Here is a 15,013-nt window from a genome sequence, read left to right on the forward strand (position 1 = left end):
TCAGACTTCTTCTGGTTCGGGACGGGGCTGCACGCCAGCGGCAATCAGGGCCTCGACATCGGTCTTTCGGTAACGTACGAGCCGGCCGCCGACACGCACGAATGGCAGCGTCACGCGGCCGGTATGGCGCCACGCGGCGAGCGTCTCGACACTGATGCCGAGGACGGCTGCAACCTGCGTGTCGTCCAGCAAGGGTTCGATGGGTTTTTCGACTTGATCCATGATGATTTGGGGCTGCGGAAGTAGTTGCTGCACCGATGGTTGCTGCGGAAGGACGCGCAGCTGGGGGTCGTTTTCCGAAAACGCGAATCGCTAGGCTGGCTGCGGCTTCCTGGCCGATCGCGCCTTAAATGCGATGCGCGCGCAAGCCCCGTGCATGCGTCATGCGCGAGGCGGCTTGGCGCTTGTTAACCTACGCTAACGTTCGTACCTATATCGCCGCTCGCAGGCCAGACGCCGCGACTGCCTGCAACTGCTCAACGGGAGCGCCGCGACCACAGCGGCAGCGCTCACACTGACCTCGCCAGCATCGAGGGCGGCCGAGAGTTCGGGTACGCCGGATTGCTGCACCTTGGCAGCGGCGGCAACACTGCGCGTGCTGACGTTCAACATGCCGGCCGCGTCGGCTTGACTGATCGCACCACTCTGCAAATTTGCAGAGTGATCGGACTTCCTGTCGCCGCCTTCGGTCAGGTTCGCCAGTTCGCTGCAACGGCGGCACGCTGGCTTTCGCTCAGGTGACGGCGGTGCAGCTTCAAGCTGATCACGAACCCGGCCGGGTCGTTGCCGATGTAGTCGCGCATCGGTCACCCAATTGATTCCAGATACGATTGGAATCAGTCTGGCTCGAACCGTCTCTCTGAGCCAGCTCAACAACGAACTCATGCAGGCGTATGGACAGTGGAATCGCAAGTCTCATCGGCGTGGTAGTCGGCTCAAGCCTGACCTTGGGCAAGGATTGGCTGATGCTGTGGAAAAAGGATCGGAAAGACCTCGTGCTGCTGGCGATTCAGGTCGCCGCCCAGCTTGAGAAGTTCGCGGCAGATTGCGCTTCGGTGGCGGGCGACGATGGCGAAGAAGATGAGCACGGCATGTTGCACACGTCGGTGGCAAGTCCCAAGTTCGACGTGAAAGCTCACGACGTTGAGTGGAAGGTCGTTCGGCCGGACCTGCTGCTCAAAATTCTGGACGTGCCTTATCAGGTTGAACTCGCCGACGGGGCGATCAGCGCTGCTGGCGATTTCGCGGACGCCCCCGACTACTGGGAGTACTTCGAAGAGCGTCAGTACCAATATGCCGGGCTGGGCATCAGCGCGGCAGAGCTGGCGGCCGAACTACGAGGTGTGGCAAAAATCCAAGCTCGGCCCAGAGGTGACTGGGACCCGGTGATCGCCATGAAGCACAAGCGGACCTTGATCGAGGCCCGCCGGAAGAAGCGCGAGAGCAGCGGCTTGCACATGTTCGATTTGCCGGGCATGCCGGCCGGGCCAGTTGTTCCAGCCGTGCCAGTCTGATCGGTGGTGGCAACTCACCCGAGCGGCGCCGTCCACACGACTGGCGCCTGACACACGTCCACGAAAAAGCCTGCGCGAGGCGGGCTGGCGGGGCGCCATTGCGTCTCAGGTGCGCCCTAGTAAATACTGGACAAATATACAGTTGTCACCTATGATGAAGGCATGGACTAGATGCCTGCCGAACTCTGGATCGATGCCTGTGCGCACCGGCTTCAGCGTCAGTGGCGCACGGTCGACCCCGAGACGCTGGAAGAGGTCGCCGCCGACCTCTGGCGCGATCCGCGACTGCGCGCGATGACGCCGGCTGAGGCTGCAAGTGAGTGGCTCAGGCCCGTGGCGAGCGGCCCACGGCAGGCTACTGGCTAGGGTTGAGCAACAGTCAGTTACTATCGAGTAGGCCTAACGCGGGCGCGTAGCCGCCGCCGTCGCCACCAAGTCAAAACAGAACAACGCCATGGACCGCATCGAGTCGATCAATCGGGACCGCATCCGCTGGTGCGCGGCCGATCGCGGCGTCTCGCTCGACGATCTCCCGGCCGAGGCGGGCGTGCCGGAAAAGGCGTTCGCCAAATTGATGGAAGACGGGACAGGGCTGACCTTCCCCCAGTTGCGCAAGCTCGCGGACTATTTTGGTCGCGGTGCTCTTTTCTTTCTTGACCAAGGCCCGGTTGATGAGAACCGCGTTCACTCGGTCCAGTACCGCACGCTGACCAATCAGAAGCCCGAAATATCGAACGCTGTTCGCAAGCTGATCGAGCGTGCCGAGCGTCAGCGCGAGTTGTACCTTGCACTACGCGAAGAGCTTCATGCCGACGACTACCCGATCTTCAGGCCGATCAACGTCAGGGCCGATCAACCTGCTGCTGCGGCTGCTGCTGTCCGTGCTTGGTTGAACCTCGAACGGGCGAACACCTTCGATGCTTTCAGGGCTGCCGTCGAGGCCAAAGGCATCTTGGTCTTCCGCAGCAATGGGTACGCTGGGCGTTGGCAGATCGCGAAGGACAGTCCGATCTTGGGCTTCAGCCTGTACAGCGATGTGTGCCCCGTGATCTTCGTCAAGAAGTCGCGATGGGAGACTCAGCAGACCTTCACGCTCATGCACGAACTGGGGCACCTGATGCTTCATCGGGCTAGTTCGATCGATGACGACGCTGACATGCATTCGCGCCACGGGCACGAGCGAGACGCGAACGCATTCGCTGGGAATCTTCTGGTTCCTGACGCGCGGTTGGCGCAGGTCCGTGACGATGAGCGCCCGGACGCCGTGGAGCAGTTCGACGGGTGGCTCGCGCCTTACCGGCAGCGATGGGGGGTGAGTGGCGAAGTGATTCTTCGGCGCCTCTTGGACGCCGGGCGTCTCGCGCGTGATGACTACACGGCCTACCGAGCCCACGTGCGCGGCATGGCAGACGATGAGGAAGAGGCTGGCGGGAATAGGGCGTATCGCCACCGCGAGCCAAAGCACATCTTCGGTGACATGTTCGTCGGGACGGTTTTGAACGCGCTCAACGCGCGTCGGATCACTGCGACCAAGGCGTGTTCGTACTTGGACGGGCTGAAGCTCTCGGACCTGCACACCTTGGAGCGGCACGTTGCTGGTGCTTGACGCGTCCTCTGCCGTGTACGCCTGGGATAACTATCCCACCGCGATCTTTCCAAGGCTCTGGACCTTTCTGGCTGCGGAGATTCATGCGGCGCGCATCAAGATTTCGTTCGTTGCGCTGGAAGAGACGACGCACGTCTCGCCTGACTGCGGCGCGTGGCTTCGTGCGGCCGGCATCCTTGTGCTACCAGTCAGCAATGCAGTCACGCTGGAGGCGAATCGCATCAAGGGCTTGATCGGCGTCGTCGGCGACGACTACCACCCGAACGGCGTTGGCGAGAACGACCTGCTCATCATCGCGACGGCGCGCTGCACTCGGCACGAACTGCTCAGCAACGAGAGCGTGCAGGCGCAACTTCCGGCGGACCGGCGCCGCTACAAGATTCCGGCCGTTTGCAACATGGGCGGCGTGGCCGTGCCGTGCCGCTCGTTCCTCGACTTCATCAGGCGGTCGGGTCAAGTCTTCTGACGAGTCGGGCCGGACGCTCGGCTTCCGCACCCGGTAGAAGCAACACATCACGAGGTGACGGCGAGCCGCGTTAGCGCGGCAAAAAAGAAACGGCCCTCAAGAGGGCCGTTTAAGGTTTTCACTACCGATCTAGAGGCCTAAACAAGCGCCTCATTCCATGGTGGATGTCATGGTGAATACAGATCGAAATGGTCTCGGAACCCGCATGGAATATAGGGTTCTGGCGGAGCAGGCGGGATTCGAACCCGCGGAGGGCTATTAACCCTCACACGCTTTCCAGGCGTGCGACTTAAACCGCTCATCCACCGCTCCTGAGCCCTCGATTGTAGCAGTCGATCAGGCCGGATTTTGCGGCTTGCCGGCCTGAACCATGCGCATGGCCGAAGCGATGAGGGCTGCCGTTTCGGTCATGTTGCTCGGCACGATCAGCGTGGTCTTGGAATCGGCCGCAACCTTGCCGTAGGCATCCACGGCGCGCTCGGCCACCTTGAGCTGCACGGCCTGCTCGCCGCCAGGCTTCTGGATGGCGGCCGCCACGCGCTCGATGGCATCGGCCGTCGCGGTGGCCACGGCGGTGATGGCGGCAGCCTCGCCCTGGGCGTTGTTGATCTGGGCCTGCTTTTCGCCTTCGGAGCGGGCGATGAAGGCCTCGCGCTCGCCGGTGGCGATGTTGATCTGCTCCTGGCGGCGGCCTTCGGACGCGGCGATGAGGGCGCGCTTGCCGCGCTCGGCGGTGATCTGCGCCTGCATGGCCAGCAAAATTTCCTTGGGTGGCGTCAGGTCCTTGATCTCGTAGCGCAGCACCTTCACGCCCCAGTTGAGTGCCGCTTCATCGATGGCCGCGACCACCTGCGCATTGATGACGTCGCGCTCCTCGAAGGTCTTGTCGAGTTCGAGCTTGCCGATCACGCTGCGAAGCGAGGTTTGCGCCAGCTGCGTCACGGCCACGATGTAGTTCGACGAGCCGTAGCTCGCGCGCATCGGGTCGGTCACCTGGAAATACAGGATGCCGTCGACCTGCAGCTGGGTGTTGTCGCGCGTGATGCAGATCTGGCTCGGCACGTCGAGCGGAATTTCCTTCAGGCTGTGCTTGTAGGCGACCCGATCGATGAACGGGATCAGGAAGTTGGGCCCGGGCGTCATGGTGCCGTGGTACTTGCCCAGGCGCTCGCGCACCCATGCGTTCTGCTGCGGCACGAACTTGACCGACTGGCTGATGAAGATGATCGCAATGACCAGGATGATGATGGGTACCGAAAATTCCATGGTGTTTCTCCTCTAGGGTTCTGTTCTGTTCTGTTCTGTTCTGATCAGGTCTTGTCGACCACGAGGCGGCTGCCGACAACCTCGACCACGCGATGCTCGCCGGTGGCAGGGGCCTGGCCCGCGCGCGGAATCACGGTCCACTGGGCGCCGCGGTAGCGAACGGTGGCGGTGCCGTCGGGGTTCCATGCCTCGACGTGAATGGTCTCGCCGATGTCCAGATTGACATCGCGGTTGGCCGCCGTCGGCGGCGCGGCCGGGCGCCGCCGCTGAACGGCATACCAGACCAGGACCGCACCCACGCCCACGACAGCCGCCACGACCAGTTGCGCGACGGTGCCGGCGCCCAGGTGCGCTGCAATGGCTGCCGCCGCGAAGCCGGTCGCCAGCAGCAGCAGGTACACCGTGCCGGAAAGCAACTCCAGCACGATGGCCGCCCCCGCTATCAGCCACCAGATGGTGGAATTCGCCATGACTTCTCCTCTTTGGTGAATGCACGACATTCTGTGTCAAAACCTGACTCGATCCTTCATCCGAATTCCGTACACTTCGCGCCTCGCCTCATTGCCTGTCCGGAGCCCTGCTCATGAAATTTCGCTTCCCCATCGTCATCATCGACGAGGACTTCCGCTCCGAAAACACTTCGGGCCTCGGCATTCGCGCGCTCGCGCAGGCCTTCGAAAGCGAGGGCTTCGAGGTGCTGGGCGTCACGAGCTACGGCGACCTGAGCCAGTTCGCGCAGCAGCAAAGCCGCGCCAGCGCCTTCATCCTGTCGATCGACGACGAGGAATTCACGGTCGGCCCCGACCTCGACCCGGCCGTGCTGAACCTGCGCACCTTCATCGGCGAGGTGCGGCGCAAGAACGCGGACGTGCCGATCTACATCTACGGCGAAACCAAGACCGCGCGCCACATTCCGAACGACATCCTGCGCGAACTGCACGGCTTCATCCACATGTTCGAGGACACGCCGGAGTTCGTGGCGCGCCACATCATCCGCGAGGCCAAGAGTTATCTCGAAGGCGTGCAGCCGCCGTTCTTCAGGGCGCTGATCGACTACGCGGAAGACGGCTCGTACTCCTGGCACTGCCCGGGCCACTCCGGCGGCGTGGCGTTCCTCAAGAGCCCGGTGGGCCGGATGTTCCACCAGTTCTTCGGCGAGAACATGCTGCGCGCCGACGTCTGCAACGCGGTGGAGGAACTCGGCCAGCTGCTCGACCACACCGGCCCGGTGGCGGCCAGCGAGCGCAATGCGGCGCGCATCTTCAACGCCGACCATTGCTTCTTCGTGACCAACGGCACTAGCACGAGCAACAAGATGGTCTGGCACCACACGGTGGCGCCGGACGACGTGGTGGTGGTCGACCGCAACTGCCACAAGTCGATCCTGCACGCGATCATCATGACCGGCGCGATTCCGGTGTTCATGAAGCCCACCCGCAACCATTTCGGCATCATCGGCCCGATTCCCAAGAGCGAGTTCGAGCAGAGCGCCATCAAGGCCAAGATCAAGGCCAATCCGCTGCTCGCCGACGTGGACCACGAGAAGGTCAAGCCGCGCGTGATGACGCTCACCCAGTCGACCTACGACGGCGTGATCTACAACACGGAGATCATCAAGAACATGCTCGACGGCTACGTCGACACCTTGCACTTCGACGAAGCCTGGCTGCCGCATGCCGCCTTCCACCCGTTCTACGGTGCCTACCACGCCATGGGCAAGCGCCGCGTGCGGCCGAAGGATTCGCTCGTGTTCGCCACGCAGTCGACCCACAAGCTGCTCGCGGGCATCAGCCAGGCCAGCCACGTGCTGGTGCAGGACTCGCAGAACCGCGCGCTCGACCGCGACCTGTTCAACGAGGCCTACCTGATGCACTCGTCGACCAGCCCGCAGTACGCCATCATCGCGAGCTGCGACGTGGCCGCCGCCATGATGGAGCCGCCCGGCGGCACCGCGCTGGTGGAGGAGAGCATTCTCGAAGCGCTCGATTTCCGCCGCGCCATGCGCAAGGTCGAGGAAGAGTTCGGCAAGGACGAATGGTGGTTCAAGGTCTGGGGGCCCGAGAAGCTCGTCGACGAAGGCATCGGCCGCGCCGACGACTGGATCATGAAGGGCGAGAAGGACGCCAAGCGCAAGACCAAGAAGTCGCCGCGCAACTGGCACGGCTTCGGCGACCTGGCCGATGGCTTCAACATGCTCGACCCGATCAAGTCGACCATCGTGACGCCCGGCCTCGATCTCGAAGGCAACTTTGCCGAGACCGGCATTCCCGCGAGCGTGGTGACCAAGTTCCTGGCCGAGCACGGCGTGATTGTCGAGAAGACCGGGCTCTACAGCTTCTTCATCATGTTCACCATCGGCATCACCAAGGGCCGCTGGAACACGCTGCTCACGGCGCTGCAGCAGTTCAAGGACGACTACGCGCGCAACCAGCCCATGTGGCGCATCCTGCCGGAGTTCTGCCAGCAGCATCCGGGCTACGAGCGCCTGGGCCTGCGCGACCTGTGCCAGCACATCCACCAGCTCTACGCACGCTACAACGTGGCGCGGCTCACCACCGAGATGTACCTGAGCGACCTCACGCCGGCCATGAAGCCGAGCGACGCCTTCGCCCACATCGCGCACCGCAAGACCGAACGCGTGGAGATCGACGAGCTCGAAGGCCGCATCACCACGAGCCTGATCACGCCGTACCCGCCGGGCATTCCGCTCCTGATTCCGGGCGAGGTGTTCAACAAGAAGATCGTCGACTACCTGAAGTTCTCGCGCGAGTTCAACCTGCAGTGCCCGGGCTTCGAGACCGATATCCACGGCCTTGTGGCGCGCATCGACGAAACCGGCAAGAAGCGCTACTACGCGGACTGCGTGGCGGCGCCGAAGAAATAAGGAAGCGAGCGTGCGCGCGCGCCGTGGGCGCGCCGCGCTTCAGGAGGGCGGGTCGATGCGCACCCGCATGAAGCGGGCGAACCTCGGCAGGCCACCGGGGTTGGTGCCGTTGAAGCGGTAGGTGACCCAGCTTCCGACGGCGGGCGGATTGTCGCGCTCGGCGTCGGTCAGGCCGCCGCCGAGCTTGAAGCGCTTGCCCTCGGGTGTTTCGACCAGGAGCGCCCCCAATCGGCCGCTGTGCCTGCCTTTTCCGGGCATGTGCCCGACCACCCGGGCCTCGGCATCGTCGTGGGGCTTGACCTTGAGCAGGTCGCTGTTGCGTTCGGCGCGGTAGAGCGAGCCGCCGCGGTGCAGCATCAGGCCTTCGCCACCCATCTTCACCGTTTTGCCGAGCAGCGCCTGCAGCTCCGCATGGGTGGTTGCGCGCTCTTGAGGCACCGGCACCACCCACGGCGCATCGGTGATCGGCAGCAGTTTGCGCAGCGCGGCGAGCCGTGCCGTGAAATCGCCGCCCTGGGCCGGAAGATCGAACACCATGAAGCGCATGCTGTGCCAGGCGGTGTCGTTGGGCGTCTGGCTGCGCACGGTGGAAACCGCATGTGCGAACTGGCCCCTGCCGGCCCACAGCTCGCCGTCGAGCGGCTGTTTGGGCAGCGGCGCGATGAACCAGGCGGGTGCCACCACCGGTTCGCCGCCGCGCGTCCACAACTGCTTGCCGTCCCAGTAACCGCGCACGCCGTCGAATTTTTCGCTGACCCAGTAGTCGGCCAGCGACGTGCCGGGGCGGTAGACCTCGGCCAGCATCAACGCCGGCGCGGCCTCGCGCGCGGCGGCCACGCGGGCCGCGAGCGCGCCGAGGCCGGCGAGCAGCAGGGAGCGTCGGTTCAGCAAGAGGCCGCTGCCAATCGATTACTCGGCCATTCCCGCGACGACGTTGCTGAAGCCGCCGTCCACATAGGTGATCTCGGCGGTGACGCCGCTGGCCAGGTCGCTCAGCAGGAAGGCGGCCACGTTGCCGACTTCCTCGATGGTCACGTTGCGCCGGATCGGCGAGGCGTCGGCCACCGCGGACAGCATCTTGCCGAAGCCCTTGATGCCGCTGGCCGCCAGCGTCTTGATCGGGCCGGCGCTGATGCCGTTGACCCGCATGCCCTTGGGCCCGAGCGAAGCCGCGGTGTAGCGCACCGACGCCTCGAGCGAGGCCTTGGCCAGGCCCATGGTGTTGTAGTTGGGCAGCGCGCGCTCGGCGCCGAGATAGGTCAGCGTGAGCAGGGCCGACTTGTCGTTGAGATAGGGCAGGGCGGCCTTGGCCATGGCCGGGAAGCTGTAGGCGCTGATGTCGTGCGCGATCTTGAAGCCCTCGCGCGAGAGCCCTTCGAGGAAGTCGCCCGCGATGGCTTCGCGCGGCGCGAACCCGATGCTGTGCACGAACCCGTCGAACCTGGGCCAGGTCTGCGCCAGATCGGCGAACAGCTTGTCGATCTGCGCGTCGTCGCCCACGTCGCAGTCAAAAATAAGCTTGGAGCCGAAGTCAGCGGCGAATTCGGTGATACGGTCCTTGAATCGCTCGCCGACATAGCTGAAAGCCAGCTCGGCGCCTTGTTCGTGACAGGCCTTGGCTATGCCGTAGGCAATGGAGCGATTGCTCAACACGCCGGTGATCAACAGTTTTTTGCCGGAAAGAAAGCCCATGAAGTTGCCTCGTGAAAATCTTGGGCAGAATTCTCGCATGCGGGTTTGGCTGCTCTTTTTTCTGGCGCTCTCGGCGGCCCCTTCATGGGCCGCCCATGCCTACGCGCAGTTCGGCGACATCAAGTATCCGCCGGGCTTCACCCACTTCGGCTATGTCAATCCGGACGCGCCCAAGGGGGGCGAGATCCGGATGGTGCCGCCCACGCGGCCCACCAACTTCGACAAGCTCAACCCGTTCACGCTCAAGGGCACGGCGCCCTCGGGCATCGGCTCGCTGATGTTCGAGAGCCTGATGACGGGCAATTCCGAAGAGCCGACCACGGTCTACGGCCTGCTTGCCGAAGACGTCGAGGTGGCGCCCGACCGCCTCTCGGCCACTTTCCGCCTGAACCCGAAGGCGCGCTTCAACGACGGCTCGCCGGTGCTGGCCGCCGATGTCGTGCACTCGTTCAATACCCTGACCGGCCCGCTGGCCGCACCGCAGTACCGCACCATCTACGCCGAAGTGAAGAAGGCGACGGCCACCAGCGAGCGCGTCGTGCGCTTCGACTTCGCGAGCCCGAACCGCGAACTGCCGCTGGTGATCGGCGGCATGGCGGTCTTCAGCCGGCAATGGGGCGGGGGCAAGCCCTTCGACCAGATCGTCACCGAGATGCCGATCGGCTCCGGCCCGTACAAGCCGGCGAGTGACCGCCTGGGCCGCGACATCACCTACGTGCGCCGCGCCGACTACTGGGGCGTCGACCTGCCGGTGCGCAAGGGGCTGTACAACTTCGATCGCATCACCTTCAGGGTCTACCTGGACGAAACCGCGCGCTTCGAGGGCCTGAAGGCCGGCGAGTTCGATTTCATGCGCGAATTCACCTCGCGCAACTGGGCGCGCCAGTACAAGGGCAAGCAGTTCGACAGCGGCGAGATCGTCAAGCGCGCCTTCGAGAACCACAACCCCGGCGACTTCCAGGGCTACGTCTTCAACATCCGCAAGGACAAGTTCAAGGACGTGCGCGTGCGGCAGGCCATCGGCCTGGCCATGGACTTCGAATGGCTCAACCGCCAGCTGTTCTACGGCATCTACACGCGGGTGCAGGGCTATTTCCCGAACAGCGAGTTTCACGCCGAGGGCCTGCCCAAGCCCGACGAACTGGCGCTGATGGAGCCGCTGCGCAGCAAGCTCAAGCCCGAGGTGTTCGGCTCGGCCCCGCAGCCGCCGAGCACGGCGCCGCCCAACAGCCTGCGCGAGAACCTGCGCAAGGCGAGGGCGCTGCTGGAAGAGGCCGGCTGGACCTATCGCGACGGCGCGCTGCGCAACGCGAAGAACGAGGCTTTCACGATCGAGTTCCTCAACGACCAGCCGGGGCTGATCCGCGTCGTGACGCCGCTGCAGACGGCGCTGCGCAAGCTCGGCATCGAGATGACGTTCCGCACGGTCGATTTCTCGCTCTCGCAGCAGCGGATGCAGAACTTCGAATTCGAGATGACCTCACTGCGCCTGCCCGGCAACAGCGCGCCGGGCGGCGAGCTGCTCGAGCTGTTCGGCTCCAAGGCGGCCGACACGCAGGGTTCGTCCAATATCTGGGGCATTGCCGATCCGGCCGTGGACGCCGTGGTCGGCAAGGTGCTGGTGGCCACCACGCGGCCCGAGCTGGCCACTGCCATGCGCGTGCTCGACCGGGTGCTCTCCAACAGCTACTACTCGATTCCGCAGTACTACGGCAACGCCTTCCTGGTCGGCTACCGGCCGGCCCCGTTCGTGCTGCCGCCGGCCCTTCCGCCGTACTACGATGCCGGCGACTGGGCGCTCACCACGTGGTGGGCTTCGCCCGCCAACAAATGACGCGGCCGCACCCGGCATGAACATCGAATGACAAGCTACATCCTCAAGCGCCTGCTGCTGATGATCCCGACGCTGCTGGGCGTGCTGGTCATCACCTTCGGCGTGATCCAGTTCGTGCCGGGCGGTCCGGTCGAGCAGATGGTGGCGCAGCTGCAGGGGCGCGATTCGGGCGGCGAGCGGGCCGCGTCCAGCGGGGCCGGCTACCGCGGCCGCCAAGGCCTCGACCCGCAGCGCGTCGAAGACATCAGGAAGCTCTACGGCTTCGACAAGCCGCCCCACGAACGCCTGTGGACCATGCTGAAGTCGTTCGCGCGCTTCGACCTGGGCACCAGCTTCTATCAGCGCAAGGACGTCTGGCAGCTCATCAAGGAGAAGATGCCGGTGTCCATCAGCCTCGGCCTCTGGACCTTCTTCATCAGCTATCTCATTGCAGTGCCGCTCGGCGTGGCCAAGGCCGTGAGGGCCGGCACGCGCTTCGACTTCGTCACCACGCTGATCGTGCTGATCGGCTATGCCATTCCGGGCTTTGTTCTCGGGGTGGCACTGCTGGTGATTCTTCGGCGGGCAGTTGCAGTGGTTTCCGCTGCGCGGCCTCACCTCGCCCAACTGGGAAAGCATGAACTGGGGCGCGCGCATCGTCGACTACCTGTGGCACATCGCGCTGCCGGTGACGTCGATGGTGCTCGGCAGCTTTGCCGTCACCGCCATGCTCACGAAGAACTCCTTTCTCGAGGAAATCCGCAAGCAGTACGTGCTGACGGCGCGCGCCAAGGGGCTGTCGCAGCGGCAGGTGCTCTGGAAGCATGTGTTCCGCAATGCGCTGATTCCGATCATCACGGGCTTTCCGTCGGCCTTCATCGGCGCGTTCTTCACCGGGTCGCTGCTCATCGAGACGCTGTTCACGCTCGACGGCCTGGGCCTTCTGAGCTACGAGAGCGTGATCCGCCGCGACTATCCCGTGGTGCTGGGCACGCTCTACCTGTTCACGCTGATCGGCCTGGTCACCAAGCTGATTTCCGACCTCTGCTACGTCTGGGTCGATCCGAGGGTCAAGTTTGACTAGCGCCGCCGTTGTTTCCGCGAGCCCGGGCCGCCGCGCCTGGCGCCGCTTCCGCCGCAATCCGCTGGGGTTCTGGAGCCTGGTGGTCTTCTCGACGCTGGTGGTGCTGAGCCTGTTCGCCGAACTGCTGTCCACCGAGAAGCCGCTGGTCGTGCGCTACGCCGGGCAGACCTACTTCCCCGTGCTGCGCGACTACTCCGAGAAAACCTTCGGTGGCGATTTCGAGACGCCAGCCGACTACCTCGATCCCTTCATCCAGAAGCGCATCACCGAGGGCTCCAACTGGGCGCTCTATGCGCCCAACCGCTATGGTCCGCGCACGCTGAACTATTTCGCTTCCCAACCCAATCCAGCGGCGCCGTCGGGCGACAACTTCTTCGGCACCGACGACCGCGGCCGCGACCTGCTGGCGCAGCTGATCTACGGCTTTCGCGTGAGCGTGCTGTTCGGCCTGGCGCTGACCTTCATCGGCACCGTGCTGGGCGTGGCCGCGGGGGCGGTACAGGGCTACTTCGCGGGCAAGATCGACCTCGCGTTCCAGCGCTTCATCGAGATCTGGGGATCGATGCCCGAGCTCTACCTGCTGATCATCTTCAGCGCGATCTTCGCGCCCAGCGTGGCGCTGCTGCTGATCCTTCTGAGCCTGTTCGGCTGGATGGGCCTGGCCGACTACGTGCGCGCCGAGTTCCTGCGCAACCGCCAGATGGACTACGTGCGCGCCGCGCGTGCGCTGGGCGTGGGCAACCTGCAGATCATGTGGCGCCACATCCTGCCCAACAGCATGGTGCCGGTCGTCACCTTCCTGCCGTTTCGCATGAGCGCGGCCATCCTGGCGCTGACCTCGCTCGATTTCCTGGGCCTGGGCGTGCCGCCGGGCACGCCGTCGCTCGGCGAACTGCTGAGCCAGGGCAAGGCGAACATCGATGCCTGGTGGATCTCGCTGTCCACCTTTGGCGTGCTGGTCGTGACGCTGATGCTTCTCACCTTCATGGGCGACGCGCTGCGCGACGCCCTCGATCCGCGGAAGGCCGACAAGTGAGCGACGAAATGACGCACCACCGGCCGCTGCTGGACGTGAAAGACCTGCGTGTTGCCTTCGGCGGCAAGGAGGTGGTGCATGGCATCGACTTCCGCATTGCCGCGGGCGAAAAGCTTGCGCTCGTCGGCGAATCGGGTTCGGGCAAGACCGTCACGGCGCTGTCGCTGCTGCGCCTGGCGCAGAACGCCGACGTGGCCGGCACGGCGACGCTGTTCGACACCGCCAACACACCGGGCGGGCGCGATCTGCTCGCGATCCCGGAACGGGCGCTGCGCGGCATCCGCGGCAAGGAGATCGCGATGATCTTCCAGGAGCCGATGACCGCCCTCAACGCGCTCTATACCGTGGGCGACCAGATTGCCGAGGTGCTCGAACTGCACGAGGGCCTGTCGGCGCGCGCGGCACAGGCGGCCGCCGTGCAGCTGCTGGCCGACACCGGCATTCCGGAGCCGGAGCGGCGGGCGAGGGCGTTTCCGCACCAGCTTTCGGGCGGCCAGCGCCAGCGCGCCATGATCGCCATGGCACTGGCCTGCAAGCCGCGCCTGCTGCTGGCCGACGAGCCGACCACCGCGCTCGACGTCACGGTGCGCGCGCAAATCCTCGAACTGCTCGCCGAGTTGCAACGAAAGCACGGCATGGCCGTGCTGCTGATCACGCACGACCTCAACCTGGTGCGCCGGTTCGCCGACCGGGTTGCCGTGATGGAAGACGGCCACATCGTCGAGCAGGGGGCGGTGGCCACGGTGTTCGAAGCGCCGCAGCATGCCTACACCCGCAAGTTGATCGACAGCCACCCCGAGCGCAATGTCTCCGCCGTGCCGGCGGGTGCCGGCGCGCGGCCGGTGCTCGAGGCCACCGGCCTGCGCGTGAGCTACCCGGTGTCCCGGCCCGGTTTTGCCGGCTGGTTCCGCAAGGGCGAATTCATCGCGGTGCAGAACGCGGATTTCCGCATCGCGCCGGGCGAAACGCTGGGCGTGGTCGGCGAGTCCGGATCGGGCAAGTCGACGCTGGCGCTGGCCGCCCTGGGGCTGCTGAAACACCAGGGCGCGCTGAAAGTGGACGGCAAGGGCTGGGCAGTGGACCGAAGTTCCGACCTGGCCTTGCGGCGTGTCATGCAGGTGGTTTTCCAGGACCCGTTCTCCTCGCTCTCGCCGCGCATGACGGTCGAGCAGATCGTAGGCGAGGGGCTGCGCGTGCACGCGCCCGAGCTCGGCACGGCGCAGCGCCGCGCGCGGGCGCTGGCGGCGCTGGCCGACGTGGGTCTGGGCGAGGCGCAGTTTCCTTCGCTGCTCGACCGCTATCCGCACGAGTTCTCGGGCGGACAGCGCCAGCGGCTCGCGATTGCGCGCGCGCTCATCGTCGATCCGCAGCTGCTGGTGCTCGACGAGCCCACCAGCGCGCTCGACGTGACGATCCAGAAGCAGGTGCTGGGTTTGCTCCAGCGCCTGCAACGCGAGCGGGGCCTGAGCTACCTGCTGATCACGCACGACGTCGAGGTGATCCGCGCCATGGCGCACCAGGTCATCGTGATGAAGGACGGCGCCATCCTCGAAGCCGGAGCCGTCGAGCGCGTGCTCGACGCGCCCGAGCACCCCTACACAAAGAAACTGGTGGCCGCCGCGCTGCTGGAATAGAACAACGGGATCGAAGGA

General features: G+C 65.0%; 13 protein-coding genes, 1 tRNA gene and 1 pseudogene. 9 read left to right on the forward strand and 6 right to left on the reverse strand.

Going from position 1 to position 15,013, the window contains the following annotated elements; translation table 11 throughout:
- Positions 1-222: a helix-turn-helix transcriptional regulator gene (locus tag QFZ47_RS25730; protein WP_307658330.1), complete on the reverse strand. Its 222-nt coding sequence runs from the start codon at positions 220-222 to the stop codon at positions 1-3.
- 671 nt (positions 223-893) lie between these two features.
- Here QFZ47_RS25730 and QFZ47_RS25735 point away from each other — a divergent pair.
- From QFZ47_RS25735 to QFZ47_RS25750, 4 genes are all read left to right on the forward strand, one after another.
- Complete coding sequence (locus tag QFZ47_RS25735) at positions 894-1,514, forward strand: hypothetical protein (RefSeq protein WP_307658331.1); 621 nt, start codon at positions 894-896, stop codon at positions 1,512-1,514.
- Between the two features lie 171 nt (positions 1,515-1,685).
- Positions 1,686-1,880 (forward strand): hypothetical protein, encoded by a 195-nt coding sequence (locus tag QFZ47_RS25740; RefSeq protein ID WP_307658332.1) that lies wholly within the window; start codon positions 1,686-1,688, stop codon positions 1,878-1,880.
- Between the two features lie 88 nt (positions 1,881-1,968).
- Entirely contained in the window at positions 1,969-3,120 is a 1,152-nt protein-coding gene (locus QFZ47_RS25745) for an ImmA/IrrE family metallo-endopeptidase (protein WP_307658333.1), read from the forward strand.
- Positions 3,113-3,586 (forward strand): DUF4411 family protein, encoded by a 474-nt coding sequence (locus QFZ47_RS25750; protein WP_307659016.1) that lies wholly within the window; start codon positions 3,113-3,115, stop codon positions 3,584-3,586. The genes QFZ47_RS25745 and QFZ47_RS25750 overlap by 8 nt, the downstream gene beginning before the upstream one ends.
- A gap of 221 nt (positions 3,587-3,807) precedes the next feature.
- On the opposite strand, the gene QFZ47_RS25755 is transcribed toward QFZ47_RS25750, so the two are convergent.
- From QFZ47_RS25755 to QFZ47_RS25765, 3 genes are all read right to left on the reverse strand, one after another.
- Positions 3,808-3,898 (reverse strand) — tRNA-Ser (locus QFZ47_RS25755).
- Positions 3,899-3,922: 24 nt separating this feature from the next.
- Positions 3,923-4,852 carry an SPFH domain-containing protein gene (locus QFZ47_RS25760; RefSeq protein WP_307658334.1) on the reverse strand — a complete coding sequence of 310 codons (930 nt, stop codon included), beginning with the start codon at positions 4,850-4,852 and terminating at the stop codon, positions 3,923-3,925.
- Between the two features lie 44 nt (positions 4,853-4,896).
- The gene (locus QFZ47_RS25765) at positions 4,897-5,322 is read right to left on the reverse strand and encodes an NfeD family protein (RefSeq protein ID WP_307658335.1); all 426 of its coding nucleotides are present in this window, start codon (positions 5,320-5,322) and stop codon (positions 4,897-4,899) included.
- 113 nt (positions 5,323-5,435) lie between these two features.
- Between QFZ47_RS25765 and QFZ47_RS25770 the strand changes: the two genes are divergently transcribed.
- Positions 5,436-7,736: an arginine/lysine/ornithine decarboxylase gene (locus tag QFZ47_RS25770; RefSeq protein WP_307658336.1), complete on the forward strand. Its 2,301-nt coding sequence runs from the start codon at positions 5,436-5,438 to the stop codon at positions 7,734-7,736.
- A 39-nt stretch (positions 7,737-7,775) separates the two neighbouring features.
- Here the strand turns inward: QFZ47_RS25770 and QFZ47_RS25775 are convergent, their stop codons facing one another.
- Together QFZ47_RS25775 and fabI are read right to left on the reverse strand one after the other, a co-directional pair.
- Positions 7,776-8,627 carry a DNA ligase gene (locus QFZ47_RS25775; RefSeq protein ID WP_307658337.1) on the reverse strand — a complete coding sequence of 284 codons (852 nt, stop codon included), beginning with the start codon at positions 8,625-8,627 and terminating at the stop codon, positions 7,776-7,778.
- An 18-nt stretch (positions 8,628-8,645) separates the two neighbouring features.
- Positions 8,646-9,428 carry an enoyl-ACP reductase FabI gene (gene fabI, locus QFZ47_RS25780; RefSeq protein WP_021007408.1) on the reverse strand — a complete coding sequence of 261 codons (783 nt, stop codon included), beginning with the start codon at positions 9,426-9,428 and terminating at the stop codon, positions 8,646-8,648.
- Between the two features lie 37 nt (positions 9,429-9,465).
- Here fabI and QFZ47_RS25785 point away from each other — a divergent pair, with 37 nt between their 5' ends.
- The 4 genes and pseudogenes from QFZ47_RS25785 to QFZ47_RS25800 all read left to right on the forward strand — a co-directional run bounded on the left by QFZ47_RS25785 (position 9,466) and on the right by QFZ47_RS25800 (position 14,995).
- A complete protein-coding gene (locus tag QFZ47_RS25785; RefSeq protein WP_307658338.1) occupies positions 9,466-11,262 on the forward strand; it encodes an extracellular solute-binding protein in 1,797 nt (598 codons plus the stop codon).
- A gap of 27 nt (positions 11,263-11,289) precedes the next feature.
- Positions 11,290-12,325: pseudogene (locus QFZ47_RS25790) on the forward strand (microcin C ABC transporter permease YejB).
- Positions 12,318-13,361 carry an ABC transporter permease gene (locus QFZ47_RS25795; RefSeq protein WP_307658339.1) on the forward strand — a complete coding sequence of 348 codons (1,044 nt, stop codon included), beginning with the start codon at positions 12,318-12,320 and terminating at the stop codon, positions 13,359-13,361. Before QFZ47_RS25790 ends, QFZ47_RS25795 begins: the two are co-directional and overlap by 8 nt.
- An 8-nt stretch (positions 13,362-13,369) precedes the next feature.
- Positions 13,370-14,995, forward strand: a complete 1,626-nt coding sequence (locus tag QFZ47_RS25800; RefSeq protein ID WP_307659017.1) for an ABC transporter ATP-binding protein — start codon at positions 13,370-13,372, stop codon at positions 14,993-14,995.
- Positions 14,996-15,013 lie beyond the last annotated feature (18 nt).

The organism is Variovorax paradoxus (assembly GCF_030815975.1).
Taxonomy (GTDB): domain Bacteria; phylum Pseudomonadota; class Gammaproteobacteria; order Burkholderiales; family Burkholderiaceae_C; genus Variovorax; species Variovorax paradoxus_N.

Coding starts and splice junctions, on each gene's coding strand:
- QFZ47_RS25730 (WP_307658330.1), bottom strand. CDS start 222: ATGGATCAAGTCGAAAAACCCATCGAACCCTTGCTGGACGACACGCAG.
- QFZ47_RS25760 (WP_307658334.1), bottom strand. CDS start 4,852: ATGGAATTTTCGGTACCCATCATCATCCTGGTCATTGCGATCATCTTC.
- QFZ47_RS25770 (WP_307658336.1), top strand. CDS start 5,436: ATGAAATTTCGCTTCCCCATCGTCATCATCGACGAGGACTTCCGCTCC.
- QFZ47_RS25765 (WP_307658335.1), bottom strand. CDS start 5,322: ATGGCGAATTCCACCATCTGGTGGCTGATAGCGGGGGCGGCCATCGTG.
- QFZ47_RS25785 (WP_307658338.1), top strand. CDS start 9,466: ATGCGGGTTTGGCTGCTCTTTTTTCTGGCGCTCTCGGCGGCCCCTTCA.
- QFZ47_RS25735 (WP_307658331.1), top strand. CDS start 894: ATGGACAGTGGAATCGCAAGTCTCATCGGCGTGGTAGTCGGCTCAAGC.
- QFZ47_RS25740 (WP_307658332.1), top strand. CDS start 1,686: ATGCCTGCCGAACTCTGGATCGATGCCTGTGCGCACCGGCTTCAGCGT.
- QFZ47_RS25800 (WP_307659017.1), top strand. CDS start 13,370: ATGACGCACCACCGGCCGCTGCTGGACGTGAAAGACCTGCGTGTTGCC.
- QFZ47_RS25745 (WP_307658333.1), top strand. CDS start 1,969: ATGGACCGCATCGAGTCGATCAATCGGGACCGCATCCGCTGGTGCGCG.
- fabI (WP_021007408.1), bottom strand. CDS start 9,428: ATGGGCTTTCTTTCCGGCAAAAAACTGTTGATCACCGGCGTGTTGAGC.